This is a genomic window from Pseudomonas mosselii (assembly GCF_019823065.1).
GTDB lineage: Bacteria > Pseudomonadota > Gammaproteobacteria > Pseudomonadales > Pseudomonadaceae > Aquipseudomonas > Aquipseudomonas mosselii.
The window spans coordinates 2279544-2304496 of record NZ_CP081966.1; the positions used below are offsets into that span (position 1 = coordinate 2279544).

Here is a 24953-nt window from a genome sequence, read left to right on the forward strand (position 1 = left end):
TAGGCGACGGCAATCATGATGCAGCCTGCTTTGCTGGTGGCCAGGATGCGTATTCTCCCTGCGGCAGCTCGTCGGTCACGTCATGGCCGGCCCACTCCAAGAATTTCTTGATAGGCATGCGCGGATAGTGGCGCCCAGGGGCCACTGATGGTCCGTCGTACTGGACCTCATCCACGCCGACATAGATGACCGTTCGATCATTGATCAGACCGCAGCTGCGCACGCACGCGGGTTTCTTGCCGCGATAGGTGCGGCCGCGCTCCAGTTTGAGTATTTCAGGCATGACGATTCCTTGGCTGCTGTATCGCAGCGGCGAGTTGAGGGAAGAGGTTTTGAATTAGAAAGAGTACAAGTGTGCTCTTTGCGTCATGATCAGGCGTCTGGGCGCACGCCATCACCGTTCAAGTCCTCGCACAACTGTGCATCGCATTCGGGGCAGTCCGTGAGCCGGCAGTGTTCAGCTTCCTCGCAATGCTTACATCCAGGGGTTGGGCCGTATGTGACCTCCGGCTCGGCGCTGGTTTGCATTCCGTCATTTAGCCAAGCTGCGACTTGGTCAGCGCTCAGAACGGCGAGGGTCTCGGAGCATTCATCGCAGCCCAACACCAGCAAGCACTGAACATCTTGTGTGGTGAGCCGGCCATGTTGAGCGTGACCGGCGTTCTTGTTGTGGGTCTGCCAAGTCAGGGAGGTGCTGCCGCATTCGCGACAGACACGGATGCAGAGTTTCTTCTCGGTGTTGGATCGGTTTTCTGTGGGCATGGGGATACCTGCCTGCTATAACGGAGTATTTAAGGGGACTTAGGGATGGATAAGGTCGTACTTGGCGGCTGTGTTTTGTTGGTTGTTTTCGGAGTATTCTTAGGTATTGGTATGGGTGCCGATCCTGCTTCATCTTCTAAGGTAAAAGATGCCTTTGAGATTTTAGGGTTCGTTAGTGCTGGCGTGACGGCGGTTGTTGCAGTGATAGCGTTAAATAGTTGGCATAGTCAGTATAGGCACGCAGAAAAACATAAAATAATTAAACGATTCCAATCTGTGCTGGATGGAGGAGGGGCAGCTGAGGTCTATGTGAGAAAGCTCTTACAGATGTTTGCGGATATGCATAGAGCAAATAAATCTGTGGATATCGTAGAGCTTTTTGACGCGATTCAGGAGTTCCAGAAAGCTTGGCTGAGTCACTGCGCCGAGCTGGAAATGGCTTGGCAGGACGTATGCCTGGTTTTTGAAGATCATGAACTACAGCTATTTTCTTTAGAGCCGAAAGAAATCGAATTTGACGTTAATGTAGAAGTTAAGAATATTCTTCAAGAGGGGTTGGTGGATGGCGAGCCTAACTTGCTTGAGATGCACAGTATTAGCGAGCGATGCGCTTTCATGGTTAGGCAAAAAAGCAGGCAGTTGTACCAAGAGAGCAATCTCGTTATTAAGAGACTCATCGGTTGAGGCAATATCATCCGGCTTTCAACAACGCCTCAATTACCCGCTGCCCAGCCAGAGGCGGTACCGCGTTGCCGGCCATGTGCATGGTCAGCCGGTGGTTGTCCGGCCGCAGGGTGTCAGCCGGGAACGACATGGCGGCCAAGGCCTCACTGGCGCTCAGCATCCTCATGCGATCGCCGTCGACCAGGGCCCAGCGGTCCAAAGTGGTTATGGTGCCGATCGGCCGATTGATATCGCGGCCGGTGGTGCCGGAGCCCTTCCCGTAGTAGGGCATGATGAAGCGGTCGCCGAAGCGTCGGCGACCGTTGCGCACTCTAACGAGAGTAGCCAGGGCTCGGCCTGGTTTCTCGATTGGCGACCAGCGCCCGGCGTCGAAGTCTAGGAAGCTGCTGGCCGGCACGTGCTCGCACTGCTGCAGCTGTAGCTGAATCGGGGCCTTGCTCTTGGTGCAGATCAGGAAAAGACGCACCCGGTGTTGCGGCACTCCAAGGTCGGCGCAATCGACGATGTGCGGTGCGACCTGGTAGCCCAGGCGCTGCATCGCATCCACCCAGCTAGGGTAGAGCACCCAGTTCACAAACTCGGGCACGTTCTCGATCACCCAAGCGTCCTGCTGGAGCACCTCGGCCGCAGACGGGACAGCCCAGGCCGTGGATCTCGACGCATCATGCTCCGGGTTTCCGTTCTTCTTGCCGCGGGCTTTTGCATGGCCTTGGCAGCAGGGAGAGGCTATGCCGATATCGGTTCGCGGCACTGCTGCCCAGTTGGCCTGGTGCAGGTCCTGACATACGTGGTCGGTGTCTTGGTGATTAGCCGCGTGCCACTTCACTGCCTCTGGCCAGTGGTTTGCCGCCCAGAGAACCTGGACGCCTGCGGCGCGCGCGCCGGTGCTCCATCCGCCGAGGCCGGCGAACAGGTCGATTGCTGTAGTCATGAAAATACCTCGCGGCTATATTGGCAGCTTGGAAGACAAAAACGTTTTTAAGGAGAGTGCTGATGTCGAAGGATCCAAATGGAACTGTGAAGCGGATAACCGACGCGCTTGAGTTGGCAGCAACTGAGGTAGAACAGAAATATCGTTTCCAGGGAATCTATGAGCAATTGATGCCTTTGACTCAAGCCGATTTCCCTGAAATGAATGATGGAAATTTATTTGTCGATATTCTCGATAGCGCACAATCTTTGAGTACGGGCAAAAAAAATCCGCAAATGGCTTCTCGTTGCCTTAAGAGACTGTGGGAGCTTTACTGGCGGATGTCTTCTAACCAGCAGTATCAATAACGAAAAAAACGCTCGCCCGCTTTTGAGGGGTTATCTTTCAATAGGGGAAGGCGCTGGCGGGCAGCGCCGTATGTGGCTCAGTTAAGCGAGTGGTATGCTTCGCCGCTTACTTGCAGGGAGAGCGGGCAGTGGTTTTGAAATTCTCGAAGAGGCAGCGATGGTGGGGTGGTATCGCCATTGCCGCTGCAAGCTTGGTTATGGCCGGGTGGATCCCTAAGCCCTGGGCTTGGGGCTTTATGCTTACTGGGGTTGCCGGAGTCAGAATTTGGGGCTCGAGCTGGGATAACTATCTGAACTGTGACCAGGGCTGCCATTCTCAGCAGGAGCATGAGAAGTACTGCCATAGGCCTGAGTCTTCAGACCAGACTTGAGGCGCTGGCGGGCAGCGCCGAAGGTCAGTATTCGTCTGCTTCGGCATAGCGAATGTCGCCGACGTACACCTGCTCGTACTCGACCTGGGTGCCTCCCGTGTACAGGTTCAACACCAGGGCCTCGGCACCGTAGGCGCTGCCGAGAATCAGCGACTTCTTCATGTCGGTCTCGCCAACACGCAGGGAGTAGCACTCACCCTCGCCAGTGAACGCCATCTGCACCTGGCAGGAATACTTGTCCACCCCTTCGTTGGCATCGGCATAGAGGTGCCAGTACTCGGAGGTGGACGAGTAGCCCGTGCCTTTCTCGATGATGAACGTCGGCGCCTCGCTACCATGCTTGTCGCGAAGGTGGCTGTCTTCGAAGGCCCTGGTCAGCTGGTCGATCAGCTCTGAAAGCTTGATGCGAGCGGGCAGTGGCTCAAGCACCTTGGCCAGCTTTTGCGTAATGGTCTGGCGTAGCGCCTGTTCCTGGTAGTCATTGATCATCGCGGAGACGGTCTTGAGCACCAGATCTCCGTAGCGGCCCAGGCCCGCAATCTTGGTAGGCATGGCGCCTGCCAGGCTCTCTTCCAGCAGCTTCTTGAACGGCGAGCTGTAGCTGAACTGCTCCTTGATCGCGCTCGTGACCGCGCTTTCAACGTTCTTGTCGATGATCGGCTGCAGCTTTTCCGGGCTCAGTGCGGCGGCTACCGAGTCGGCTACGATTCCTTCGATGTTGATGTCTAGTTGCATGGAGTGCTCCAGTGGTTCGCTGATATAAGGTGCGGCAAGGCAGAGGTTTGAGATACTCTTAACTGAATATTTTGCTTTGTTAGGGGGAGATATGCAGGGTGACGAAAAAGATGGTGTCAAACAAATGAAGAAGGCGTTTTTTGCTCTGCCGCATAATAAGGATGTGATTCGCCAGGGCGTTGTTAAGTTGAAAGAGCAATACTCGGCTGTAAAGCCGTTAGTGGCCCCGAAGAAAGCTTTCACAATCAAGTTTGTAATTAGTTTGCTTTTTTCTATTGACATGAACTCTGATGTTTTTGATGCTTGCTGTAGATTCAATATTGATGGGGTGGGCGAGCAGTTTCTTCGTAGAGTCGAAGAGTTGCGTATTGATGATGAAATAGCCTTAGATGAGCTTTTTTCCCTAGCCTATCGTTTCGCTATCGAGTTGAAGCTTGTTTCTCCGAGCGCTATTAGTGATGATCTCAGTAGCCTAATTCACGAGATTCCGCAATACACCTTCGCGGAGACGAGTCAGTCGCAGATAATGTACGCGGAACATCAAATGGTGATAGGTGTAGTTGGCATGTATTTGCACCATCCAGACATGGTTGATTTGAAACGGTTGCCCGCTGTCGTAACCCGTAGTGAAGAAGAAAGGGCTAAGGCTGAGAGGATGCTGGCAGAAAAGGAAGCTCGGGTGGAGGCACTAAGGGCAGCACTAGAAAAGTACGAGATAGCTTACAATTTTGTAGGTTTGTATGATGGTTTCAAAATGCTTCGCTCCCAGAAGATGGCTGAGGGTCACCGGGGATTGATGTGGTTGTTCTCGCTTGGGGTGCTTATGTTAGCCCCATTTGTATTTAAGTTTTATACCGTTTTCGACTCTGATTTAGCGGTAAAGTTTGATGTGTATGTGTATGGGACGGTTGTTGGGTTTGAATTGTTGCTAGCATACTTTTTCAGGGTGGGCCTTCATGGGTATCGAGCTGTAAAGGCGCAACTTATTCAAATTGATCTAAGGATGGCGTTGTGTCAATTTATCCAAAATTATGCTGAATACGCCAAAGATATTCGTAAAGATAGTCCGGACTTGCTCGATAGGTTTGATCAATTAATATTTAGCGGTATTGTGAATAATGAGGGTGCCATACCTTCGACATTTGATGGTATGGAGCAGATTGCGAATGTGCTAGATAAGTTAAAATCGAAGTAGGTAGGCAGAATTCGACGATCTGTTCCGGTGCGCTCAGTCGCGCTTACACATTCTGTGTATCTCCAGTGCTTCTATAAAGCGCATGGTCGCCTTGTGGCTGAAGCGGAATCCGTCCCTTCTCAACGATCACCGCTCCTACTCTGGTAATGCATATTTCATTTTCGCTAACCATGTGTGCCTCTACCCGTAACGAAGCAGGAATAACCCATGAGTGAATTCGAACAACGCATGCTGCAGGCGCAGCATTGCGAGCTTCGTGCTGTCCAGCCGGATGAGCAGGGCTGCGTGTGTTCGCGCTGCTGTACCAATTCCGCCTGCAGTACCCGGACGCGGCGTAACCCTCATCGTTCAACCCCAGCCCGCCCAGTGCGGGCTTTTTTATGGGAGTGCCCTTTATGGGTCAGAAAGTCGCGGGCACCTGCTTTGTGAAGGTCGACGGTGATCAGCTGGTGATCACCGGCGGCGTGGAATGCCCGCTGTCGGACACAAAGCGCGAAACGATCATGCCCGCGTTGTACAGTGCTGGTACGCCGGGGGGTGAATAGGCAGTTGCCGAAAGAAAAATGCAGTCCTTTAACCACTAGTTCCCGCGAAAGGAAGTCAGATGCACATCCGCCTTGCTCAACTCAGCGATGTCCAGGCCATTGCCGAGATCTACAACCAGGGGATCGAAGACCGCAGCTCTACGTTCGAGACCCTGCCACGCACCGCCATGGATGTGCAGCCCTGGGTGGCCGACATGTCTCGCCATCCGGTGCTGGTCGTCGAGGTCGACGGCGCGGTAGTGGCGTGGGCAAACCTGAGCAGCTACCGCGCGCGTTCGTGCTACGCCGGCATCGCCGACTTCTCGATCTATCTGGACCGTGACGTCCGCGGACGTGGCATCGGCAAGGCACTGCTCAAAGCATTGCTCGGTGAGGCTGAGGCACGTGGCTTCTGGAAAGTCCTCTCACGCATTTTCACCTTCAACGAGGCGAGCCTCGCGCTCTGTCAGTCCTGCGGTTTCAGGACGGTTGGCGTCTATGAGAAGCACGCTTGTCTTGAAGGCCGTTGGCTGGACTGCGCGATCGTTGAACGGGTGTTTCCGTCGAACCAACCCGGTCCAGATGGCGAAGCAACTGCGGCATGAGATAGCCCGCATCAGCCCCTACACCCCTGAGGGTTGCCGAGGCGAAGCTCCTTTGCTTGGGTAACCCGACGAAGCACAGGCCGGGCACCTGATTTGCCACGCCGTTTCGCTGCAGGACACGCCCTTGCCGGTCGGCGACTGGAAGCTGTGCCAGAAACTCCAGGTTCGGCCGGAAGCCGGTGGCGAAGATCAGCGCGTCGGCCTGGTGGATGGTTCCATCCGGCCAGACAACGCCGTCGGGCAACACCTCCTGGAACATGGCTTTGCACTGGAACCGGCCGGTACGTAAGGCCTGCCGGTACTTGCCGGTATCCAGCACGGGCGTGCTCTGGTCACTCAACCACCGCGTGTGCTCCAACCGGGTGAGTTTCAGCCAGGCATGAAAATCGAGCCCCAGGATCCGCTGGGGGAAGAAGCGGATCTTCTCGCGGGTCGCCAGCACTACCTGCGCAACGCCGGCAAGCTCATAGGCAATTTGAACCGCCGAGTTCGCCGCGCCGACCACGACGACGCGCTGGCCGGCAAAGGCCTCAGGCGTTCGATACGCCGAGCTGTGCAGGCAGGTACCTGAAAAGCTTTCCAGGCCAGGGATGTCAGGCGTGCTTGGACGGCTGAAGCCCCCTGATGCCACGACCACCGCACGCGCCGTGAAGGTCGATCCGTTGGCAGCGCGAACTTCGAATGCCTTGTCCTTCTGCACGACGTCCAGCACTCGGGTGCCGCCCTCAAAGGGCAGTTGAAACTCGGCGGCGTATGCCTCCAGGTACTGCACCACTTCGTCTCGCAGCGGGTAGCCCTGGGGATCGCCGGGAAACACCATCCCCGGTAGCGCTGAATACTCTGCCGGGGAGAACAGTTGCAGGCTGTCGTAGTAGTTACGCCAGTTTCCACCCGGGCGCGTCTGCTCATCCAGGATGAGAAAGTCCAAGCCCTGTTGCTGCAAATGCCAGCCAAGCGCCAAACCCGCTTGCCCACCACCGATGACGATCACATCCACCGCGCGACTCGATTTATTCATATGTGCGCACTCATGCATATATCAGGACAAAAAAGGGCACGAGCTACGGGCAGCACAGCGAAACCAGACCCTTGGTTCGCTGGAGCAGCCCCTCAAGGCGCTCGACGATCGCCCCACCATTCACTTCGTAGAACACCTGCCTGCCCACCTTGGTGGCTTTCACGATCTGGGCATCGTGCAGCACCTGCAGATGCCTGGAGACCACCGAGCGCTCCTGCGGCAGTTCTTTAGCGATTTCGCCGACATCCGCCCGGCCCAGCAGGAGCACGCGCTTGAACACCGCGACCCTGGAGGGCTCGCAGAGTGCTTTGAAGAAGGCTTCGTCCAGCGACTCGATGGCAGCGTCGATGGCTTGGGTGCGGAGGTTCTGGTTGGTCGTCATGCCGCCAATATATGTGCACGAATATGCACATGTAAAGCCACCCATCATCGGAGGGGTTGCGATACATTCGAAAAAGCGTATATTCGAAAAACCATATACACGCAGAGCACCTCGTGATGACTGGCAAGATCCGCGTCCTGTTTGTTTGCACCGCAAACGCTGCTCGCTCCCAGCTCGCCGAAGCATTGCTCCGACACACAGACCCTGTGCGCTTTGAAGCATTCAGCGCCGGTACTCAGCCTGGCGAAGTAGATCCGCGTACCTTCGCGGCGCTTGAGCACCTCGGTATCGATGCCAGCGACCTGCGCAGCAAGTCCATCGATGAGTTCGCCGACGAGCGCTTCGACTACGTCATCACCCTTTGCGACAAGGCGGCGCTGGAATGCCAGTTACTGCCGGCATTGGGCGATCGCTTGGCGTGGCACTTCGAAGATCCGGCCACCAGCGAATAACACGATGCCTTCCGCCATACGCTTCACGAGATCCATGAGCGCATCAAGATGTTCGTCCTCGTGAAAACCCAACACTGAGAATCGTTATGACTGATCCACTGACCCCTACCAAGGTTTTCAAATGCCTCGCCGACGAGAACCGCATTCGGATGATGTTGCTGATCGCCCGCGAGGAAGAGCTCTGCGTCTGTGAGCTGACCTGTGCGCTGGAGGAAAGCCAGCCCAAGGTTTCCCGCCACCTGGCGCAGCTGCGCACGTGTGACCTGCTGGCAGACCGCCGCCAGGGCCAATGGGTTTACTACCGGCTACATCCGGAGCTGCCCGCCTGGGTACGCGAGATCCTGAAAACGACGCTGGAGGCCAATAGCGAGTGGCTGAACAGCAGTTCCACTCGACTGGACGCCATGGGTGACCGCCCACAGCGCGTCGCCACCTGCTGCTGATCACTGCCGAGCGAAAATCGATGAGAGTTCTGTTCCTCTGCACCGCCAATAGCTGCCGCAGCATCCTGTCAGAAGCCGTGTTCAACCACCTGGCCCCGGCCGGTATGAAGGCCTACAGCGCCGGCAGCCAGCCCAAGGGCGAGGTACATCCGCTGTCCATCTCCGCGCTGCAGCGCGCCGGTATTTCCACCGATGGCCTCAGCAGCAAATCCAGCAATGCACACGCCGAGCTGGCACCGGACTTCGTCATCACTGTCTGCGACAAGGCCGCCGGCGAAGCCTGTCCTGTGTTCTTCGGGCCGGCAGTAAAAGCCCATTGGGGGCTTTCCGATCCATCGGACCTGCAGGGTAGCGCCGCCAAATTGGATGCGGCTTTCGACACCACGCTTGAGCAGATCGAGCGACGTATCACGGCATTCCTTGCACTGCCTTTTGAACAACTGGATGCCGGGCAGCTCAAGGTCGAGCTGGCCCGCATCGGAACGCTCTGACGTTTAGGGAGATCCACCATGAGCAAAAGCCGACTTTCCTTCCTTGACCGTTACCTGACGGTCTGGATCTTTCTGGCCATGGGCCTCGGTATCGCCCTGGGCAGCTTGCTCCAGGGATTGCCCGCGTGGCTGAACAGCCTGTCGGTAGGCTCGACAAACATCCCCATCGCGATTGGCCTCATCGTCATGATGTACCCGCCGCTGGCGAAGGTGAAATACGAGGAACTTCCTCAGGTTTTCAAGGACAAGCGCATCCTCGTGCTGTCGCTGGTCCAGAATTGGGTAATCGGCCCGGTACTGATGTTCGGGCTGGCAGTAGTGTTCCTTTCCGACAAGCCTGAGTACATGACTGGCCTGATCCTCATCGGCTTGGCGCGCTGTATCGCCATGGTGCTGGTGTGGAACCAGATCGCCGGTGGCAACAACCAGTACGTAGCGGGCCTGGTCGCCTTCAACAGCATTTTCCAGATCCTGTTCTTCAGCGTGTACGCCTGGATCTTCCTGGGCCTGCTGCCGCCGCTGTTTGGCCTTGAGGGGAGCGCCATCGAGACCAGCTTCCTCGACATCGCTCAGTCGGTGATGATCTATCTGGGCATCCCGTTCCTGGCCGGTTTCCTGACCCGCAAGATCCTGATCAGTAGCAAGGGTGAGACCTGGTACCAGGTGCGCTTCATTCCGAAGATCAGTCCGCTGACGCTCGTGGCGTTGCTGCTGACCATCGTGGCCATGTTCAGCCTGAAGGGCGACATGGTGCTGCAGCTGCCGCTGGATGTGCTGCGCATCGCCATCCCGCTGACCATCTACTTCGTGGTGATGTTCTCCATCAGCTTCTGGATGGGCAAGCTGCTGGAGGCCGACTACCCGCGCACCACCGCGCTGGCGTTCACCGCAGCGAGCAACAACTTCGAACTGGCCATTGCCGTGGCCATCGCCACCTTCGGCCTCGCATCGCCGGTTGCCTTTGCCACTGTCATCGGCCCCTTGGTGGAAGTGCCGGTGTTGATCTCGCTGGTGGGCGTGGCCTTGTGGCTCAAGCGCCGCTGGTTTGATCAGCCCTCTGGTGCCTTGTCTCAGGAGTAAATCATGACCGAACATCACATCCCCAACATCGACAACGATCTGGTCGACCTGCCGACAGCAGACAAACTGGCAGTCGAGCAAAAGTCCACCCATAAGCCTCGCATCCTGCTGCTGTACGGCTCGACCCGCGAGCGCTCCTTCAGCCGTCTGCTGACAGAAGAAGCGGCACGCCTGCTGGAGCACTTCGGTGCGGAGACGCGGATCTTCAATCCCTCCGGCCTGCCACTGGCGGATGACGTGCCCGATGACCACCCCATGGTCAAGGAACTGCGTGAGCTGGTGCTGTGGTCGGAAGGCATGGTCTGGTGCTCGCCTGAGCGCCACGGCGCGATGACTGGTGTGTTCAAGTCGCAGATCGACTGGATTCCACTGAGCATGGGCGCCGTGCGCCCAACGCAGGGCAAGACCCTCGCGGTGATGCAGGTCTGCGGCGGCTCGCAGTCGTTCAACGTGGTCAACCAGCTGCGCGTCCTCGGCCGCTGGATGCGCATGTTCACCATCCCCAACCAGTCGTCCGTACCCAAGGCCTACCTGGAGTTCGACGAGGCCGGCCGCATGAAGCCCTCGGCGTACTACGACCGTGTTGTCGACGTGATGGAAGAGCTGGTGAAGTTCACCCTGCTGCTTCGTGATCGCTCCGACTACCTGGTCGATCGCTACTCCGAACGTAAAGAGTCGGCTGAAGAGCTATCCAAACGCGTTAATCAACGATCCATCTGAGGCTTTCTGAGCATGCAACTGCACCCGTACTCCGTGTTGGCGACTCCTGAGCTGATCGGCCAGCTGATCTTCACACCGTGCCCTGGTACCAAGGACACCTCGGTATCCCAAGCGCTGGCAACGCTGCGCGAAGCCGGTGCGAGTGCACTGGTCACCCTGATGCCGAGTGAAGAGCTGCTGCAGAACGAGATCGACCTGCTGCCCGAGGAGTGCCAACTGCTCGGCCTCGAATGGTTCCACCTGCCGGTAGAGGACGACCAGGCACCCGGCGAACCCTTTGCTGCCGCCTGGGAGATCCACGGGGACCGCCTGAAAGCGTTGGTGATGACTGGCAAGACGATCGCCATTCACTGCAAAGGCGGCTCCGGCCGCACCGGGCTGTTTGCGGCCCGCCTGATGATCGAGTGCGGCATTCCCGTGCAGGAAGCTGTTGCTCAGGTCCAGGCCCTGCGCCCACGTGCGATTCGGAACCCTGCGCACGTCGACTACATCAACCTGTTCGCCAATACCCTCTGACCGTCCGCTGACGGCTACGCGAGAACAACACCATGGCAATCAAAGTAGGCATCAATGGGTTTGGCCGCATCGGTCGCTTGGCGCTGCGCGCGTCTTGGGACTGGCCAGAGTTCGAGTTTGTGCAGATCAATGATCCGGCCGGAGACGCCGAGACCCATGCCCACCTGATTAACTTCGACTCGGTCCACGGCCGCTGGCACCGTGAAGCCCATGCTGAGGGCAGTATGGTGGTGATCGACGGCAAGCGCATTCAGGTCACCGCGAACAAGACCATCGCCGACACCGACTGGTCGGGCTGCGACCTGGTCATCGAGGCCAGCGGCAAGATGAAATCGGTAGCCGAGCTCCAGGCCTATCTGGATCAGGGCGTCAAACGCGTGGTGGTCTGCGCTCCCGTGAAGGAGAAAGGCGCACTGAACGTGGTGATGGGCGTCAACCAGCACCTGTTCGACCCGGCGCAGCACCGCATCGTTACCGCCGCCTCTTGCACTACCAACTGCCTGGCCCCGGTGGTCAAGGTGATTCACGAGAACCTGGGCATCCGCCACGGATCGATCACCACCATCCACGACCTCACCAACACTCAGAGCATCCTCGATACGCCTCACAAGGACCTGCGCCGCGCCCGTGCCTCGGGCATGAGCCTGATCCCGACCACCACGGGCTCGGCCACCGCAATCGCCGAGATCTTCCCCGAGCTGCGTGGCAAGCTGAATGGTCACGCCGTGCGTGTACCGCTGGCCAACGCCTCGCTGACCGACTGTGTGTTCGAAGTTGAGCGTGAGACGACGGCTGAGGAGGTCAACGCGCTGCTGAAGGCGGCGGCCGAAGGACCGCTGAAAGACATCCTGGGCTACGAAGAACGCCCCCTGGTGTCCATCGACTACCGCACCGATCCGCGCTCCTCGATCATCGACGCGCTGTCGACCTTGGTGGTCAATGGCACACAGGTGAAGATCTACGCCTGGTACGACAATGAGTGGGGCTATGCCAACCGTGCAGTTGAACTGGCCCGCCTGGTCGGCGCAGCGGAGTAAATAGCGATCATGAAGGCGTTGTCAGCCCTGTCTGCGGAGGTGCGTCAGTACCTGCTGGTTACCGGCAATTACTGGGCCTTCACCCTCACCGACGGCGCATTGCGTATGTTGGTGGTACTGCATTTCCATTCGCTGGGCTACACACCGCTGCAGATCGCCGCGTTGTTCCTGTTCTACGAAGTGTTCGGCGTGATCACCAACCTGGTGGGTGGCTACCTCGGCGCCCGCCTGGGACTCAACCGCACCATGAACATCGGCTTGGGCATGCAGGTCTTTGCGCTTGTGATGCTCACAGTGCCGGCAGACTGGCTGACGGTGCAGTGGGTGATGGCCGCCCAGGCACTGTCCGGCATCGCCAAGGACCTGAACAAGATGAGCGCCAAGAGCTCCATCAAGCTCTTGGTACCGGGCAGCCAACAGGGGACGCTCTACAAATGGGTGGCCATCCTGACGGGCTCGAAGAACGCGCTCAAAGGTGTGGGCTTTTTCCTCGGCGGAGCACTGCTCGCGTTGCTCGGCTTCACCCTGGCGGTGCTGGCCATGGCGGCAGTACTGGCTCTGATCTGGATTGGCAGTCTGGTGTTGCTGAAAAAGGACTTGGGCAAAGCCAGGGCCAAACCCAAGTTCCGCGACATGCTGTCCAAGAGCCGAGCCATCAACATCCTCTCGGCCGCACGGCTGTTTCTCTTCGGTGCCCGAGACGTCTGGTTCGTCGTGGCGCTGCCGGTGTACCTGAGCACCGCGTTTGGCTGGGACTTCTGGCTGGTCGGCGGCTTCCTCGCCGCGTGGATCATTGGCTACGGCATCGTCCAGTCGTTTGCTCCTCACATCACCGGCAAGAAGCGTGGTCATGTGCCCGACGGCCGAGCGGCCTTCATTTGGGCTCTCGCCCTGGCCGGACTGCCTGCGCTTATTGCCGTGGGCCTATCAGCAGGCTGGTCGGCGCAGGTGGTGTTGCTTGGTGGGCTGATGCTGTTCGGCGTGCTGTTCGCGGTGAACTCCTCGTTGCACAGCTACCTGATTGTCAACTATGCCAAGGAAGATGGGGTCTCGCTGGACGTAGGCTTCTACTACATGTCCAACGCCTTGGGGCGGCTGGTCGGGACACTGCTGTCAGGCTGGGTGTTCCAAGCTTACGGTTTGCAGGCCTGCCTGTGGGTTTCCAGCATTTTCGTACTGGCTGCTGCGCTCATCTCGATCGGGTTGCCCAGACATATCGAGATGGCTCAGCAGACCCACTGAGCACAGGGTAAGAACGGAGGCACTCAAGCCTCCGCTTTCACCAGAAACTGCTCGATCTCAGCGACAGTGCTTCTGGCTGTGCGGGTCAACCCGATCAAGGTGGCGGATGCAGAGCCTGTCCACTCGCCATAACCCACCAGCCATAGGCCTGGCGCATTCACTGCACGTGTACCTGAAACTTCGACGCGATCGTCACCAGTGACTACCCCGAGGCTCGCCAAGTGCCCCAGCGCCGACTTGAATCCGGTGCACCAAATCACAGCATCGACTGCGGTCTCCGAGCCGTCTGCCCAGACCATTCCGTCGGGGGTGAAGCGAACGAAAGGCCTCACTGCATGAAGAACGTCTCGCTTACGCGCCTCGACCACAGGCGGGACCATCACGGTATCGCCCAGCCCACCGACTGGCTGCTCAATCACACGGCCCTCCATCTGCGCTTTCCAGCGCTCTGTCGCCCGTTCGAACAACACTCGACCATCCACATCATCCGGCAGGAAGAGTGGCTCGGTGGGCGTTACCCAGGTCGCATCCGCTACATGGGACACCTCTGCGAGATCTGTGCCCCAGAGTTTCCGCCACCGACGACCAGTACTCGCTTACCCGAGAACGACTGCGGCTCAACATAGTGAGCTGAATGCAACTGCTGGCCACGGAACAGCTCGGCACCGGGATAAGCAGGGATATTGGGGTTGCTCCAGGTGCCGGTGGCACTGACCACTGCTTTGTATGCGCTCCATAGACCCCATCTTCAACTGACCTCTCCGTATCCCGGATGCTGGGCTCCCTATTTTCCCGTGGAGTTCCGTCATGATGCGTCCCGACGCCAAAGTGCAGAAGGTCTATCTCTACCCAAAGCCCGTCGACTTCCGCAAATCCATCAACGGACTGGCCGCGCTGGTCGAGCTGGACATCAAGGTGGAGGTGTTCAACCCGGTGCTGTTCGTGTTCCTCAATCGCACGCGCAGCCAGGTCAAGATTCTCTACTGGGAGCGCAATGGCTTCTGCCTGTGGCTCAAGCGACTGGAAGCCGAGCGTTTCAAGACCAAACCCGATGCGGGTGACGAAGCCATCGAACTGACGGTCGACGAACTGAACTGGCTGCTCGACGGCATCGACCTGTGGCGCAACCGTCCGCACCAGATACTGACGCCGCGCTTCGTAACCTGAGCCGGTATAATCCACGGCCATGATCGCCGTGCCCGAATCTCTTCCTGACGACCCAATCCTGCTGAAGCATTTACTGCTGCTGGCCAGTGAACAGGCGGCGGCGAAAGATGCTCGCATAGAACAACTTCAAGAACAGGTCGCCTTGCTGCGCCACAAGCTGTTCTCGCCCAAGTCCGAGCGCAGCTCTGAAGACGCCGACTCACCGCAGTTGGCCATGTTCAACGAGGTCGAAGAGCTGATCGAAGCGCCGGCCGCCGAGCCAGTCGAAGCCGAAGCCGAAGCCGAAGCCGAAGAAGTCGTTGCGCCGGTCAAGCGCCGTGGCAAACGCAAGCCGCTGCCGGCCAACCTGCCGCGCGTGGAAGTCATCCATGAGCTACCCGAGCATGAGCGCGCCTGCGCCTGTGGTGCCTGCAAGCAGGTGATCGGCGAGGAGACCAGCGAGCAGCTGGAGATCATCCCGATGCAGGTGCGGGTCATCCGCCACATCCGCAAGACCTATGCCTGCAAGGCCTGTGAAACCGCGCCGGTCACCGCCGATAAACCGGCACAACTGATCGAGAAGAGCCTGGCCAGCCCCAGCGTGCTGGCGATGCTGCTGACCACCAAGTACGCCGACGGCATTCCGCTGTACCGCTTCGAAAAGATGCTCAGCCGCCACGGCGTCGACATCCCACGGCAGACCCTGGCGCGTTGGGTGATCCAAAGTGGCGAGCAACTGCAACCGTTGCTCAACCTGATGCGCGACAAACTGTTCGAATACCCCGTGCTGCACTGCGACGAAACGCGCTTACAGGTGCTGCATGAACCGGGGCGCGACCCCTCGGCACAATCCTGGATGTGGGTGCAAAGCGGTGGGCCGCCGGACAAGCCGGTGATCCTTTTCGACTACACAGCCAGCCGCGCGCAGGAGGTGCCGCTACGCCTGCTCGATGGCTACCGCGGCTACCTGATGACCGACGACTACGCCGGCTACAACGCCGTGGCTGCACGCGACGGCATCGAACGCCTGGGCTGCTGGGCGCATGCGCGACGCAAGTTCGTCGAAGCCCAAAAGGTGCAGCCCAAGGGCAAGACTGGGCGTGCCGACGTGGCGCTGAGCCTGATCAACAAGCTCTACGGCATCGAGCGTGACCTGAAGGACGCTGACCATAGCGAACGCCTCGACGTCCGCCAGCAACGCAGCCAGCCCCTGATCGACCAACTCAAGGCCTGGCTGGACAAAACCCAACCGCAGGTCGCTGGGCAGACGGCCCTGGGCAAGGCGGTAAACTACTTGGCCAGAAACTGGAGCAGGCTGGTGCGCTACATCGAAGGCGGGCATCTACCGATCGACAACAACCGCGCCGAGAACGCCATCCGTCCCTTCGTCATCGGCCGCAAGAACTGGCTGTTCAGCGACACGCCGAAAGGCGCTACCGCCAGCGCGCAGATCTACAGCCTGATCGAAACTGCCAAAGCCAACGGGCAAGAGCCTTACGCCTGGTTGCGCCACATCCTTGAACGCCTGCCAGCGGCGAGCCGCGTCGAGGATTACGAAGCGCTGCTGCCGTGGAACTGCTCGCCAGCTTCTGCCTCTGCTTCCTGAAAAAAACCGTCCGCCAGGACGGGGTTCATGGAGCGGTTACACTGCTTTAGCATCCCAGTACCCGCGCTCGGAATGGACACGCAATGTACCGCCCAGGCGCTCGACGGAGGTGACCCGTACTGGCCGCTCAATAGGGAACTGATAGGTAAGCGGGCGGTAGTCACACCTTTTTTGAGAGGTATCCGGTTGTGTGGTGACTATGCGACTGTTGCTGGACATGATGCGGCCCAGGCTCTGTGAGCTTGGGCCGCTGGTCGTCACTTGTAAGCACCAGCCGAATAAATCAGCTCGTAGCTGTGGCTATAGATTTCCAGGATGTTTCCGAACGGGTCTTCCATGTAGACCATGCGGTATGGCTTCTCCCCAGGGTAATACTCACGCACAGGCATGCGTTGCTTGCCACCAGCGGCAACAATCTTGGCTGCCAAGCCTTCAACATCCGGATCTTGGACGCAGAAGTGGAAGATGCCGGTCTTCCAGTATTCAAAATTATTCTGAGGCTTTTCGGCGTTACGGAACTCAAAAATTTCCACGCCGATCCGATCACCCGTGGACATGTGAGCGATACGCAAGGAGCTCCAGCCGGCACCAAACACATCCGTACACATGACGCCTATAGCTGAGTCGTCCTCGGTGATCGTAGTCGGGGGCATGATCAAGTACCAACCCATGACTTCAGTGTAGAACTTCACCGCAGCGTCCAGATCGGTTACCGACAAGCCTAAGTGGGAGAAGCTACGTGGGTAAACTGATGACATAACCTGTACCTCTTCATCGTTGGTGAGGTGGCCAGTCTAGGAAGGCGGAGCCATAATGAAAATGATCATCAGATTATGGTAGTGATAAGAGATTGTTATGCTAAATCCACAATGGCTGAGAACCTTCGCTGCTCTGATCGAACAGGGTAACTTTACTCGCTGCGCTGAGCACCTAGACCTGACGCAGGCCGCTGTCAGCCAGCATGTGCTGAAGCTCGAGGAAAGGCTTGGCCCGTTATTGATACGCCGCCCGCGCCAGCTCGAACTAACACCTGCTGGGCGAGCGCTGGTGAGCTACTGCGAGGAGGTTGGCGCAGCCGATCAGCGCCTGTATCAACGCTTGTCCGAGCATGATGACAAGCACGGAGACGTCGGGTTGATCTGTCCCGGCAGCATTGGACTGGTGCTGTACCCCATGCTGTTGACCGTTCAGCAGACGCATCCTGGCCTAGTTATTCGACAACGCTTTGCCCCTGATAAGGAGGTACTCGAAGCCGTACTGGATAATCGATTCGAGTTAGGCCTTGTCACGTTCAAGCCCGACGATCCGCGCTTGTGCGTGAGTCGCTTCACCGAGGAGCCACTGGAGCTGATCGCACCTGCCTCAGAGCGAGTCGAAGGTTGGGAGGATCTGAGACGCATAGGCTTCATCGATCACCCTGATGGTCGCGCGATGGGCAGTCGACTGCTCAGTCGTTACTACCCTGATGAGTCGGGCATCGGCAGTCTTCCCTGTCGTGGCTTTACCAACCAGATTGGTCTGATTCTTGAGCCTGTTGCGCGAGGGTTAGGCTTTACGGTGCTACCGCGCTATGCACGGTTGGCGTTTCAACGACCGGAAAGTATCCAGGTAATTAAGGGGCCACGATTAGTCGAGGACACGCTATGGTTGATACACCGCTCAGAATGGCCTCTATCTACTCGGGCAGAGCTGGTCGTTCAAAAACTGAAGACTCAGATTAAAGAGATGTAAGCGCGGAACTCCTACTAGCAAACATTTTTCCATGAATCACAAATTAGCGATGTGTCCACTGATGCGGTAGCAACAGATCGATTTCACTAGCCCGCTGCGTAGGCAGCCGTGTCAGCACATTATTGAGGTATGCATACGGATCATGCCCATTCATACGCGCCGACTGGATCAGACGCATGATTGCCGCAGCCCGTTTGCCACTGCGCAGCGACCCGGTAAACAACCAGTTCGAGCGACCGAGTGCCCATGGCCGTATCTGGTTTTCGACCTGATTGTTGTCGATGGGCACAGCCCTATCGTCCAGGTAGCGCGTCAGCGCTACCCAGCGTTTCAGGCTGTAATCGAGGGCTTTGGCCGTGGCTGATCCGTTGGGCACCAGATCGCGCTGGGCCAACATCCACTCATGCAGTGTGCTGCTGATCGGTACCGCCATTTCCTGGCGTATTCGCCAACGGTCTTCGTTGCTCAAATCCCGAGCCTGGCGTTCAACCTCGTATAAACCGCCAATCGAGTGCAGCGCCTGTTCGGCCAGCTGACTTTTATTCGCGACATGCAGGTCGAAGAACTTGCGGCGAGCATGAGCCATGCAGCCGCTTTCAGTGATGCCTTGCTCAAAACCGGCTTTGTAGCCCGCGAAGTCATCGCAGACCAACTTGCCGTTCCAAGAGTCCAGGAAGTTGCGCGCATGTTCGCCTGCGCGGCTTGGGCTGAAGTCATACACCACCGCATTAAGCGCCGAAAACGGCGTCGTGCTGTAGGCCCAGACATAGGCCCGGTGGGTTTTCTTCTCGCCCGGCGCAAGCATTTGTACCGGTGTTTCATCGGCGTTGATCACGCCCTGGCTCAGCACCGCTTCACGCAGTGCATCGACCAGTGGCTGGAGTTGCACGCCAGTTTGCCCCGCCTGTTCAGGATGGCTACCCCTCATGCGAGCATGTCATCGACTACCTGAGCCGCTACGAAGCGCGCTATCAGTACCAAAGCCCTGCCGAGCTAAGGCGCGCCTGGTGGCGCTGAACGCAAACGACTGGTCAAGTCGAATGCAAACAGGTGGTCAAATGAATGCAATTACCCAGTCGGTACACACCCGGGGGCAAGTCCCTGTTTTTGGTCTACCTAGGACGCATTTCACCTCACCTTCGAAATGAGAGGTGTCCACGTAGGGACTACAGGTGATGATGACGCCGGTGGCATAACTCCAAGGCTCCCGCCCAGCTTCAAGCGGACGTAATGGCGACCAACCAGTGGGAGGGTTTCAACGAATACCCAACCTCGTTCTTCTAGCCAGCGGCGCTGGTAGCCTCTGGCCTTGTAGCCGCTAGGGGCGGTCAGCCCTTCGTCCGAAAGCATCTCGGTTTCCATGATGGTCTCTTTGGATATGCAGCCCCGTTACCCGCACCTATCGGGGTAAAGGGGGTATAGTGGGGAGCGAGTCGGCAATCGTCCGGCTCATCGAAGGGGTAAGAACATGTACGAATCCGCGACGCATCAGGCGCATTTGCACCTGAAGCAAAAGATTGAACAGTTCTTGTCTAAAGGCGGGGAAATTCAGAATGTCCCCTCAGGTGTCAGCGGCTTTAACCGAAGCTTACCTAAGGCCCACTGGGCCAAAGGGCAGTCAGTTAAATCGTGATCACGATTCCCAGAGCCGTCGTCAAAAGGCGGCTTTCTAACGTGCAGTGAAAACGCGGGTCGAATAGCTCAACGCAGCCTAAAGGAATGCGATGAGCCACGACCAGTGAAGGATCATGCAGCTAGTACAGGCGCCGCTTGCAACTGTCAGTGCGGTTTATTCGCGTGCTGCGGCGTATTGGTGGCATCCCGGCGCAAGGCCAGAAGGAGCATCACCGATGGAGCGCGAACCTACCAATCGAGAAGTGGCAGCTGAGATTGGCATTACTGAAGCAGAAGTTGAGCGCTACCGTAGCGATACGTTCCGTCTCGATGATGGTTCCTGGTTGATTCACTTCGGCTTCTTGATGCCGAAGGAGCTTCGCAAAGGTCTCACTGGAAGCTTCACCTTTATCCTGAAAGCTGATTGGAAACCGGGCGATTTGAGGCGTCCTGACTGGTGAGGCTGTGTAAGTGAAGCGTAACAGCAGTTGGAGGCGAGGGTAAGGCAGTCGATGCATGGAACAGATTCGGTAAAGGCGCAGTCCACCGTAATGAGCCGTTGAAGCTGATAGCTCATCCATCCCACCACTTAGGTGAGCTACATGCCCAGCGCAAAGGAAGGCCGTTATCAGGCCTATAAGCTATTAAGAGAGCTTGATGCTCAAATTGCCGCCACGATGAACCAGGTGGCCTACGGTCGAATGAGCCGGGTCGACTGGGAGAAGACGTGCAAAGCCCACCGAATTGCCTTTGATGAGTGGATTAAATTCGCTGATCTGCAGACCTGCGAAGAGATCGACTCAGCTGCGAAAAAGCCCGACGATGTGTGACTGATCGTATTGGCAGCGTACCTCGATATCTCGGTTAGGTGCCAAATCTGCCAGGAACTGCCAGTCTTTGGCCGCTGGTCGCATTTCAGCGAAACGGATATCTATCTCTCTGATTACCGCGCCTACTGAGATATCAGAGGAGATCGATATGAGATGTCGCGGTGAGAAATTCTGGACGTGGGCAGACCCAGCGCTTCACCTCAGCCATCATGAGGAAACTCTGGATGACGGCAGGAGTATCGACGTGCAAGCCCGACTCTCGCGGACAGGCGAAACGCAGCTCTTCATCGGGGTGTACGCCAAAAGCGGGGACCGAATCGTAGAGGAGACGTATAGCTCCAGGCCGAATGAAACGATGAGTCGGGCCTTGCTCTGGGGAGTACTCCGAGCGAAGACGTTCGTCGCGAGTGGGTGGAGGTAGATTTACTCTCTGCATACTAGTTTGCAGTAGGCATGGGGATGTTCTCATGCTGGTATCTCCTTCAGTTGAAACTTGATTGGCCCATTCCCCGGGCAGCCGATACGACACCATCCAGTCAGTCCTGTGCAGCGTAGCGGGCCTTGAAGGGCCTTCTTGATCAAACGTCTTGGTGAAGACAAACGGATTGTCTGTGGGCGTGGGTTTGCCTCTCCGTCCATCGCGGCAGTTGTGAAATTTCGTAACCGTTTCAATTTATTTCTGGTGAGACTGAGAAAGCTCTATGCGCTGACCGTTACGTCAACGTTCTTCCATTTTTCTCAAGGGCCCGACCATGCGTAATCGCGGGAAGGTGGACTGGGATTGGGCCGATCCGCAGCTGCATTTCCGCAACTGCGATAAGCGTCTGTCTTGCGGCACCCTGATCAATGTACAAGTGCACACTTCACCTCTCGGGGCTACCCAGCTCTACTTTTGTGTCTACAAAGAGAAGGGCGAAATGCTGCTTGAAGAGAGCCATACCGACTGCAAGGGTCAGACGTTGAGTGCAGCTATGGCATGGGCGCTGCAGCATGCGACGGAATGGGGCGCAACCACCTGTCCGGCGATACCCGTTCAAGCGAGACTGATCCGTACACTGCAGCAATAAGAGGTGCTAAAGCTCAGGGGGCTCCAAAAGTGCAGGCGGCTAGTCCTCATCGAGTACCAAATGTGGCGGCTGTTTTATATATTTCACTAGCCAGGTCGTCCCATTTTACTGGATGTGTTTCGCTTTGTAGTTTTTTGAAAGTTATAGATTTTCGGTCTTTTAGTGCCGCGTGTGGTAGTACATAGAATTTCCAGTTTTCTAGTTCGATGACGGATCGTGCTAATTGGTACTGGTCAGTTTTATGGGCTGGCTTCTGAGCGGGCTGCCAGTTGTGGTCTCGATTCCAGTTTAAATGACGATTTTTGATCCGCTCGCAGAGGGTTTTGTCAAGATTTAAATAAGCAAAAATGTAAATGTCTGACCAGAGGTCTTTATGGGTGTCTTTGTCTTTTATTGAGTCGTAACCCCGCGCAAAAGAAGTTATAAAGCGCTGATCTTTTGAGTAGGAGTCTTTTGATTTGACCTGAATGGTGTATTTTTTGTTTTTAATGAAAAATATGAGGTCGTGTATGTCTCCCTCAATCTTCGTTTTTAAGTGATCGACCGGTACGGACAGTTGAGAATGAGGGTCCAGCATGGATTTGTAAACGAGGTACTCTGCGATGTACCCGCGCAGGTAGGTGTTGTGGAGGGTGGAAAAGCTCCAGGCCCAGAAGTCCTTTAGGAAACCTTTCCCGCTGGGCGCACCCTTGAGGGTAAACGGCAGCCTTCCATCGAGAGGATCGTGCATATGCATCAGAAAACAAACCTAACGAAATGATGTTGAATAGCCATTATTGCAGGCTTGCTATCGTGCCAATAGATCTATACCCGAATGTTGCTCTTCTTGGCTGACGGGGAAGCGCGGACGAGGGTGGAGCCTATCGATGTTCTTTCTCATGGCATGGTCAGTTGCGGCTATGACCGAAATCCCTGTGTGTAGAATCCGCCTTCCGGCGGGTTTCTTGTCCAAGTTGATTCAGCAGGCTTACTGGGTGGACGTGGTTGCCTGCTTAGAATTCCAGATCATTCGGAAGTGTCAGATTTTTTGTGTGCGGGCCGGTAACGGCCTGCCGTCAGGCAGGCCCTGACTTTCACCAGGTCGGCCTGATGAACCGATCTCCGTACAAAATCGCGAATTGATTCATCGCACTTTTCCAATCATGCGCCGCTGAGCCCCAGTTCGCCGTGATGTTTCGCAGCCCCAGCCAGATCAGCTTGGTAGCTGCGTCATCGTTCGGGAAATGGCCTCGGGTCTTGATGATCTTGCGCAGCTGGGCATTGATACTCTCGATGGCGTTGGTGGTGTAGATCACTTTCCGGATGGCTGGTGGGAAGACAAAGAAGGGAATCACTCGATCCCAGGCGCGTCTCCAGGCCGCAACGACCGTTGGATACTGCTTGCCCCAGGGCCCGTTTTCAAACTCATCGAGTGCCTGCTCAGCCGCTTCGGCGTTGATGGCCTGGTAGATCGGCTTGAGCGCCTTGGCCAGTGCCCGCCGCTTGTCCCAGGCTGCAAAGTCCAGGCTGTTGCGGATCAGGTGCACGATGCACGTCTGCAGCGTCGTCTCTGGAAACACGGCGCTGAGAGCCTCTGGCATGCCTTTGAGGCCATCGGTCACGGCAATCAGCACATCCTCGACACCACGTGTCTTGAGATCGTTAAAGACCTTCATCCAGAACTTCGCACCCTCGGTGTTCTCGATCCAGATGCCCAAGATATCGCGCGTCCCGTCGGGTAGAACGCCCAGCGCCAAGTAAATGGCCTTGTTGCGCACCAAGCCTTCTTCGCGGATCTTCACCCGCAGTGCATCGAAGAAAATGACCGGGTACATGGGCTCCAGTGGCCGCTGCTGCCACGCGCCAATTTCTTCCATGACCTCGTCTGTCACAGAGCTGATGAAGTCGGGTGAGACCTCTGTTCCATACTGCTCGGACAGAAAGGCTCGGATCTCTCTGACCGTCATGCCACGGGCGTACATGGCGATGATCTTGTCATCGAAACCGGTGTACCGCCGCTCATGCTTGGGGATGAGAATGGGCGCAAAACTGCCGTCTCGGTCACGAGGAATTTCCAGCCGCAGCGGGCCATCGCCGGTCAAAACCGTCTTGCCACTCTTGCCGTTACGCTGGTTGGTTTCATCCTCTGGGCGCTGCGCGCCCGGCGGATAACCCAGGTGGTGGCCAAGTTCGGCGTGCAGAGCGCGTTCGATCAAGGCCTTCTTGAACGCCGCAGAGGCATCCTCGATAGCCTCTGCGGTCATCAGGCCCTCACCGAACTGCTCCAGCAGCTCTTTGGGGATTTTGGGCAGGTCACGCAAGGGTTTCTTTTTGGTTGGCATACATGCACCTCTTACTCATGTTATGCCCGAACACAAAATTTCTGACACCCTCGATCATTCCGGTATCCCTTTCTCCCAAACCGCCCAATTCTTCAGAATCTCCTGCACCAGCGGATTGGCAGTCCGATAGAGATTCTCCAGCGCCGGAACAAAGCCACCCTGGTCGTCATACTTGAGCAGATTCTCAACCTCACTTCCCCCCGGCTCAGGCCGATCAAAGTCAGACCCCGCCCGCACCACCGCCACCCGCTGCACATCCACCAACCCTTCGCGACTGGCCCGCAGCAGCGCTTCATAGGTGGAGTTATCCTCCTGCTGGGTCGTGCAGTACTCCCCCTTGTTATCCGTCAGCAACCGAGTCCAGACCTCGGCCCGCTCACTCAGGCGCGTCCCGGAAAACCAGGTGTTGCCCGCCACGGTGTCACACCGGGTCACCACCGGCGGCTGGTTGGCCGGCGCCATCGGGTACTTGAGCCGCCAGGCCGCCGATTCCTTGCTCTCGCTCAGGCTCACCCCGTGTGACAGGGCATAGGCCTTGGCTTGCAGCTTCGGATTGAGTTCGAAGACCTCGGTCTTGTAGTCCAGCGGCGGCTTCTCGTTCGGGCCCTGGGTGTTGATCCCCAGGTAGCCCGTCGGCCAGTCCTTGGGCGCATCCCGCGAGTCCAGCTCCCACTGGGTGCCGAACTCCACCAGGTAATGGGCCCAGGCGGTGGTGCCGAGGGTCCCGTGCTTCGGGTTGATCCCGGCAATCCCCGCGACCAGGAAGTAGCTCTTGCGCAGGTCGAACTTCGGCGATAGCGCCAGTGCCAGGGTCGAGGCCGCGGCGTTGGTCTGGCCCATGCCGGTCACCAGCAAGCAGACGTCCTGGCTGTTGCAACGTATCACTGGATACTCCGCCGACAGGCCCGGTACACGCACTTCCTGCTCCAGCTCCAGGCGCTCGATCCAGTGCTGGGCCTCGGGTGCGAACAGGGTGATCAGCATCACCTTGGGCTTGATCGGCGGCGCAGCCGTCTCGCCGGCCTGGGCCGTCGAAGCGAGCAGGATGCCGCAGGCCAGGCCCACGGCGAGGGAAAGACGATGCATCAGGTGCATGCGAGCCT

The 24953-nt window shown here is 57.4% G+C and carries 27 protein-coding genes and 5 pseudogenes; 21 read left to right on the forward strand and 11 right to left on the reverse strand.

Annotation, left to right across the window (positions count from 1 at the left end; genetic code table 11):
• Nucleotides 1-13: 13 nt before the first annotated feature.
• Nucleotides 14-283: a hypothetical protein gene (locus K5H97_RS10520; RefSeq protein ID WP_028692336.1), complete on the reverse strand. Its 270-nt coding sequence runs from the start codon at nucleotides 281-283 to the stop codon at nucleotides 14-16.
• A 524-nt stretch (nucleotides 284-807) separates the two neighbouring features.
• On the opposite strand from K5H97_RS10520, the gene K5H97_RS10525 reads away from it, so the two are divergent.
• Entirely contained in the window at nucleotides 808-1446 is a 639-nt protein-coding gene (locus tag K5H97_RS10525; protein ID WP_155952721.1) for a hypothetical protein, read from the forward strand.
• Nucleotides 1447-1453: 7 nt separating this feature from the next.
• Here the strand turns inward: K5H97_RS10525 and K5H97_RS10530 are convergent, their stop codons facing one another.
• The gene (locus K5H97_RS10530; RefSeq protein WP_028692334.1) at nucleotides 1454-2377 is read right to left on the reverse strand and encodes a DNA cytosine methyltransferase; all 924 of its coding nucleotides are present in this window, start codon (nucleotides 2375-2377) and stop codon (nucleotides 1454-1456) included.
• 62 nt (nucleotides 2378-2439) lie between these two features.
• Here K5H97_RS10530 and K5H97_RS10535 point away from each other — a divergent pair, with 62 nt between their 5' ends.
• Complete coding sequence (locus K5H97_RS10535) at nucleotides 2440-2724, forward strand: hypothetical protein (RefSeq protein WP_028692333.1); 285 nt, start codon at nucleotides 2440-2442, stop codon at nucleotides 2722-2724.
• 395 nt (nucleotides 2725-3119) lie between these two features.
• On the opposite strand, the gene K5H97_RS10540 is transcribed toward K5H97_RS10535, so the two are convergent.
• Nucleotides 3120-3830 carry a hypothetical protein gene (locus K5H97_RS10540; RefSeq protein WP_028692332.1) on the reverse strand — a complete coding sequence of 237 codons (711 nt, stop codon included), beginning with the start codon at nucleotides 3828-3830 and terminating at the stop codon, nucleotides 3120-3122.
• Nucleotides 3831-3921: 91 nt separating this feature from the next.
• Between K5H97_RS10540 and K5H97_RS10545 the strand changes: the two genes are divergently transcribed.
• The 3 genes and pseudogenes from K5H97_RS10545 to K5H97_RS10555 all read left to right on the forward strand — a co-directional run bounded on the left by K5H97_RS10545 (nucleotide 3922) and on the right by K5H97_RS10555 (nucleotide 6154).
• Complete coding sequence (locus K5H97_RS10545; protein ID WP_028692331.1) at nucleotides 3922-5025, forward strand: hypothetical protein; 1104 nt, start codon at nucleotides 3922-3924, stop codon at nucleotides 5023-5025.
• 395 nt (nucleotides 5026-5420) lie between these two features.
• Nucleotides 5421-5543 (forward strand): annotated as a pseudogene (locus K5H97_RS10550) (phage tail tube protein); the annotation flags it as partial.
• Between the two features lie 86 nt (nucleotides 5544-5629).
• Nucleotides 5630-6154, forward strand: coding sequence for an arsinothricin resistance N-acetyltransferase ArsN1 family A (locus tag K5H97_RS10555; RefSeq protein ID WP_081791632.1), 525 nt, complete (start codon nucleotides 5630-5632; stop codon nucleotides 6152-6154).
• Here K5H97_RS10555 and K5H97_RS10560 read toward each other — a convergent pair.
• Nucleotides 6129-7172, reverse strand: a pseudogene (locus tag K5H97_RS10560) (flavin-containing monooxygenase); the annotation flags it as partial. The gene K5H97_RS10555 and the pseudogene K5H97_RS10560 sit on opposite strands and share 26 nt — an antisense overlap.
• Nucleotides 7173-7215: 43 nt before the next feature.
• Nucleotides 7216-7554, reverse strand: a complete 339-nt coding sequence (locus tag K5H97_RS10565; protein WP_028692330.1) for an ArsR/SmtB family transcription factor — start codon at nucleotides 7552-7554, stop codon at nucleotides 7216-7218.
• 116 nt (nucleotides 7555-7670) lie between these two features.
• Between K5H97_RS10565 and K5H97_RS10570 the strand changes: the two are divergent.
• The 8 genes and pseudogenes from K5H97_RS10570 (at nucleotide 7671) to arsJ (ending at nucleotide 13535) form a co-directional block, all read left to right on the forward strand.
• Nucleotides 7671-8084: pseudogene (locus tag K5H97_RS10570) on the forward strand (arsenate reductase ArsC).
• Nucleotides 8085-8092: 8 nt separating this feature from the next.
• Nucleotides 8093-8449: a metalloregulator ArsR/SmtB family transcription factor gene (locus K5H97_RS10575; protein WP_028692329.1), complete on the forward strand. Its 357-nt coding sequence runs from the start codon at nucleotides 8093-8095 to the stop codon at nucleotides 8447-8449.
• A 20-nt stretch (nucleotides 8450-8469) separates the two neighbouring features.
• A complete protein-coding gene (locus K5H97_RS10580) occupies nucleotides 8470-8940 on the forward strand; it encodes an arsenate reductase ArsC (RefSeq protein WP_028692328.1) in 471 nt (156 codons plus the stop codon).
• A gap of 18 nt (nucleotides 8941-8958) precedes the next feature.
• A complete protein-coding gene (arsB, locus tag K5H97_RS10585) occupies nucleotides 8959-10020 on the forward strand; it encodes an ACR3 family arsenite efflux transporter (RefSeq protein ID WP_028692327.1) in 1062 nt (353 codons plus the stop codon).
• A 3-nt stretch (nucleotides 10021-10023) separates the two neighbouring features.
• Nucleotides 10024-10740, forward strand: a complete 717-nt coding sequence (gene arsH / locus K5H97_RS10590) for an arsenical resistance protein ArsH (RefSeq protein WP_028692326.1) — start codon at nucleotides 10024-10026, stop codon at nucleotides 10738-10740.
• A gap of 12 nt (nucleotides 10741-10752) precedes the next feature.
• Entirely contained in the window at nucleotides 10753-11256 is a 504-nt protein-coding gene (locus K5H97_RS10595; protein ID WP_028692325.1) for a phosphatase domain-containing putative toxin, read from the forward strand.
• 32 nt (nucleotides 11257-11288) lie between these two features.
• Nucleotides 11289-12293, forward strand: a complete 1005-nt coding sequence (locus K5H97_RS10600) for an ArsJ-associated glyceraldehyde-3-phosphate dehydrogenase (protein ID WP_028692324.1) — start codon at nucleotides 11289-11291, stop codon at nucleotides 12291-12293.
• 9 nt (nucleotides 12294-12302) lie between these two features.
• Nucleotides 12303-13535: an organoarsenical effux MFS transporter ArsJ gene (gene arsJ / locus K5H97_RS10605; RefSeq protein WP_028692323.1), complete on the forward strand. Its 1233-nt coding sequence runs from the start codon at nucleotides 12303-12305 to the stop codon at nucleotides 13533-13535.
• A 23-nt stretch (nucleotides 13536-13558) separates the two neighbouring features.
• On the opposite strand, the pseudogene K5H97_RS10610 reads toward arsJ, so the two are convergent.
• Nucleotides 13559-14271, reverse strand: a pseudogene (locus K5H97_RS10610) (NAD(P)-binding domain-containing protein); the annotation flags it as partial.
• 71 nt (nucleotides 14272-14342) lie between these two features.
• On the opposite strand from K5H97_RS10610, the gene tnpB reads away from it, so the two are divergent.
• Nucleotides 14343-14702 carry an IS66 family insertion sequence element accessory protein TnpB gene (gene tnpB, locus K5H97_RS10615; protein WP_003460146.1) on the forward strand — a complete coding sequence of 120 codons (360 nt, stop codon included), beginning with the start codon at nucleotides 14343-14345 and terminating at the stop codon, nucleotides 14700-14702.
• A gap of 19 nt (nucleotides 14703-14721) precedes the next feature.
• Entirely contained in the window at nucleotides 14722-16287 is a 1566-nt protein-coding gene (gene tnpC / locus K5H97_RS10620; RefSeq protein ID WP_028692322.1) for an IS66 family transposase, read from the forward strand.
• Nucleotides 16288-16544: 257 nt separating this feature from the next.
• On the opposite strand, the gene K5H97_RS10625 is transcribed toward tnpC (K5H97_RS10620), so the two are convergent.
• Nucleotides 16545-17045, reverse strand: coding sequence for a lactoylglutathione lyase family protein (locus tag K5H97_RS10625; RefSeq protein WP_028692302.1), 501 nt, complete (start codon nucleotides 17043-17045; stop codon nucleotides 16545-16547).
• Nucleotides 17046-17142: 97 nt separating this feature from the next.
• Between K5H97_RS10625 and K5H97_RS10630 the strand changes: the two genes are divergently transcribed.
• Nucleotides 17143-18018 (forward strand): LysR family transcriptional regulator, encoded by an 876-nt coding sequence (locus K5H97_RS10630; protein ID WP_028692303.1) that lies wholly within the window; start codon nucleotides 17143-17145, stop codon nucleotides 18016-18018.
• A gap of 43 nt (nucleotides 18019-18061) precedes the next feature.
• Here K5H97_RS10630 and tnpC (K5H97_RS10635) read toward each other — a convergent pair.
• Nucleotides 18062-18922 (reverse strand): annotated as a pseudogene (tnpC, locus tag K5H97_RS10635) (IS66 family transposase); the annotation flags it as partial.
• 564 nt (nucleotides 18923-19486) lie between these two features.
• Here tnpC (K5H97_RS10635) and K5H97_RS10640 point away from each other — a divergent pair.
• From K5H97_RS10640 to K5H97_RS10655, 5 genes are all read left to right on the forward strand, one after another.
• Nucleotides 19487-19651 carry a hypothetical protein gene (locus K5H97_RS10640; RefSeq protein ID WP_155952720.1) on the forward strand — a complete coding sequence of 55 codons (165 nt, stop codon included), beginning with the start codon at nucleotides 19487-19489 and terminating at the stop codon, nucleotides 19649-19651.
• Nucleotides 19652-19868: 217 nt separating this feature from the next.
• Nucleotides 19869-20093 (forward strand): hypothetical protein, encoded by a 225-nt coding sequence (locus tag K5H97_RS10645; RefSeq protein WP_051555742.1) that lies wholly within the window; start codon nucleotides 19869-19871, stop codon nucleotides 20091-20093.
• A 141-nt stretch (nucleotides 20094-20234) separates the two neighbouring features.
• Complete coding sequence (locus K5H97_RS10650) at nucleotides 20235-20462, forward strand: hypothetical protein (RefSeq protein WP_028692304.1); 228 nt, start codon at nucleotides 20235-20237, stop codon at nucleotides 20460-20462.
• 148 nt (nucleotides 20463-20610) lie between these two features.
• A complete protein-coding gene (locus K5H97_RS29595; RefSeq protein WP_028692305.1) occupies nucleotides 20611-20883 on the forward strand; it encodes a hypothetical protein in 273 nt (90 codons plus the stop codon).
• Between the two features lie 331 nt (nucleotides 20884-21214).
• Nucleotides 21215-21529 (forward strand): hypothetical protein, encoded by a 315-nt coding sequence (locus tag K5H97_RS10655; protein ID WP_036986624.1) that lies wholly within the window; start codon nucleotides 21215-21217, stop codon nucleotides 21527-21529.
• A gap of 46 nt (nucleotides 21530-21575) precedes the next feature.
• Here the strand turns inward: K5H97_RS10655 and K5H97_RS10660 are convergent, their stop codons facing one another.
• The 3 genes from K5H97_RS10660 to K5H97_RS10670 all read right to left on the reverse strand — a co-directional run bounded on the left by K5H97_RS10660 (nucleotide 21576) and on the right by K5H97_RS10670 (nucleotide 24945).
• Nucleotides 21576-22265, reverse strand: a complete 690-nt coding sequence (locus tag K5H97_RS10660) for a hypothetical protein (RefSeq protein WP_139121091.1) — start codon at nucleotides 22263-22265, stop codon at nucleotides 21576-21578.
• 337 nt (nucleotides 22266-22602) lie between these two features.
• Nucleotides 22603-23850 (reverse strand): IS256 family transposase, encoded by a 1248-nt coding sequence (locus tag K5H97_RS10665; RefSeq protein ID WP_060489951.1) that lies wholly within the window; start codon nucleotides 23848-23850, stop codon nucleotides 22603-22605.
• A 54-nt stretch (nucleotides 23851-23904) separates the two neighbouring features.
• A complete protein-coding gene (locus K5H97_RS10670) occupies nucleotides 23905-24945 on the reverse strand; it encodes a purine-nucleoside phosphorylase (protein WP_028691855.1) in 1041 nt (346 codons plus the stop codon).
• Between the last annotated feature and the right edge of the window lie 8 nt (nucleotides 24946-24953).

Bases quoted from the DNA above. Each gene is read 5' to 3' on its own strand.
- K5H97_RS10520 (WP_028692336.1), bottom strand. From the start codon at position 283: ATGCCTGAAATACTCAAACTGGAGCGCGGCCGCACCTATCGCGGCAAG.
- K5H97_RS10525 (WP_155952721.1), top strand. From the start codon at position 808: ATGGATAAGGTCGTACTTGGCGGCTGTGTTTTGTTGGTTGTTTTCGGA.
- K5H97_RS10530 (WP_028692334.1), bottom strand. From the start codon at position 2,377: ATGACTACAGCAATCGACCTGTTCGCCGGCCTCGGCGGATGGAGCACC.
- K5H97_RS10535 (WP_028692333.1), top strand. From the start codon at position 2,440: ATGTCGAAGGATCCAAATGGAACTGTGAAGCGGATAACCGACGCGCTT.
- K5H97_RS10540 (WP_028692332.1), bottom strand. From the start codon at position 3,830: ATGCAACTAGACATCAACATCGAAGGAATCGTAGCCGACTCGGTAGCC.
- K5H97_RS10545 (WP_028692331.1), top strand. From the start codon at position 3,922: ATGCAGGGTGACGAAAAAGATGGTGTCAAACAAATGAAGAAGGCGTTT.
- K5H97_RS10555 (WP_081791632.1), top strand. From the start codon at position 5,630: ATGCACATCCGCCTTGCTCAACTCAGCGATGTCCAGGCCATTGCCGAG.
- K5H97_RS10565 (WP_028692330.1), bottom strand. From the start codon at position 7,554: ATGACGACCAACCAGAACCTCCGCACCCAAGCCATCGACGCTGCCATC.
- K5H97_RS10575 (WP_028692329.1), top strand. From the start codon at position 8,093: ATGACTGATCCACTGACCCCTACCAAGGTTTTCAAATGCCTCGCCGAC.
- K5H97_RS10580 (WP_028692328.1), top strand. From the start codon at position 8,470: ATGAGAGTTCTGTTCCTCTGCACCGCCAATAGCTGCCGCAGCATCCTG.
- arsB (WP_028692327.1), top strand. From the start codon at position 8,959: ATGAGCAAAAGCCGACTTTCCTTCCTTGACCGTTACCTGACGGTCTGG.
- arsH (WP_028692326.1), top strand. From the start codon at position 10,024: ATGACCGAACATCACATCCCCAACATCGACAACGATCTGGTCGACCTG.
- K5H97_RS10595 (WP_028692325.1), top strand. From the start codon at position 10,753: ATGCAACTGCACCCGTACTCCGTGTTGGCGACTCCTGAGCTGATCGGC.
- K5H97_RS10600 (WP_028692324.1), top strand. From the start codon at position 11,289: ATGGCAATCAAAGTAGGCATCAATGGGTTTGGCCGCATCGGTCGCTTG.
- arsJ (WP_028692323.1), top strand. From the start codon at position 12,303: ATGAAGGCGTTGTCAGCCCTGTCTGCGGAGGTGCGTCAGTACCTGCTG.
- tnpB (WP_003460146.1), top strand. From the start codon at position 14,343: ATGATGCGTCCCGACGCCAAAGTGCAGAAGGTCTATCTCTACCCAAAG.
- tnpC (WP_028692322.1), top strand. From the start codon at position 14,722: ATGATCGCCGTGCCCGAATCTCTTCCTGACGACCCAATCCTGCTGAAG.
- K5H97_RS10625 (WP_028692302.1), bottom strand. From the start codon at position 17,045: ATGTCATCAGTTTACCCACGTAGCTTCTCCCACTTAGGCTTGTCGGTA.
- K5H97_RS10630 (WP_028692303.1), top strand. From the start codon at position 17,143: ATGCTAAATCCACAATGGCTGAGAACCTTCGCTGCTCTGATCGAACAG.
- K5H97_RS10640 (WP_155952720.1), top strand. From the start codon at position 19,487: ATGTACGAATCCGCGACGCATCAGGCGCATTTGCACCTGAAGCAAAAG.
- K5H97_RS10645 (WP_051555742.1), top strand. From the start codon at position 19,869: ATGGAGCGCGAACCTACCAATCGAGAAGTGGCAGCTGAGATTGGCATT.
- K5H97_RS10650 (WP_028692304.1), top strand. From the start codon at position 20,235: ATGCCCAGCGCAAAGGAAGGCCGTTATCAGGCCTATAAGCTATTAAGA.
- K5H97_RS29595 (WP_028692305.1), top strand. From the start codon at position 20,611: ATGAGATGTCGCGGTGAGAAATTCTGGACGTGGGCAGACCCAGCGCTT.
- K5H97_RS10655 (WP_036986624.1), top strand. From the start codon at position 21,215: ATGCGTAATCGCGGGAAGGTGGACTGGGATTGGGCCGATCCGCAGCTG.
- K5H97_RS10660 (WP_139121091.1), bottom strand. From the start codon at position 22,265: ATGCATATGCACGATCCTCTCGATGGAAGGCTGCCGTTTACCCTCAAG.
- K5H97_RS10665 (WP_060489951.1), bottom strand. From the start codon at position 23,850: ATGCCAACCAAAAAGAAACCCTTGCGTGACCTGCCCAAAATCCCCAAA.
- K5H97_RS10670 (WP_028691855.1), bottom strand. From the start codon at position 24,945: ATGCACCTGATGCATCGTCTTTCCCTCGCCGTGGGCCTGGCCTGCGGC.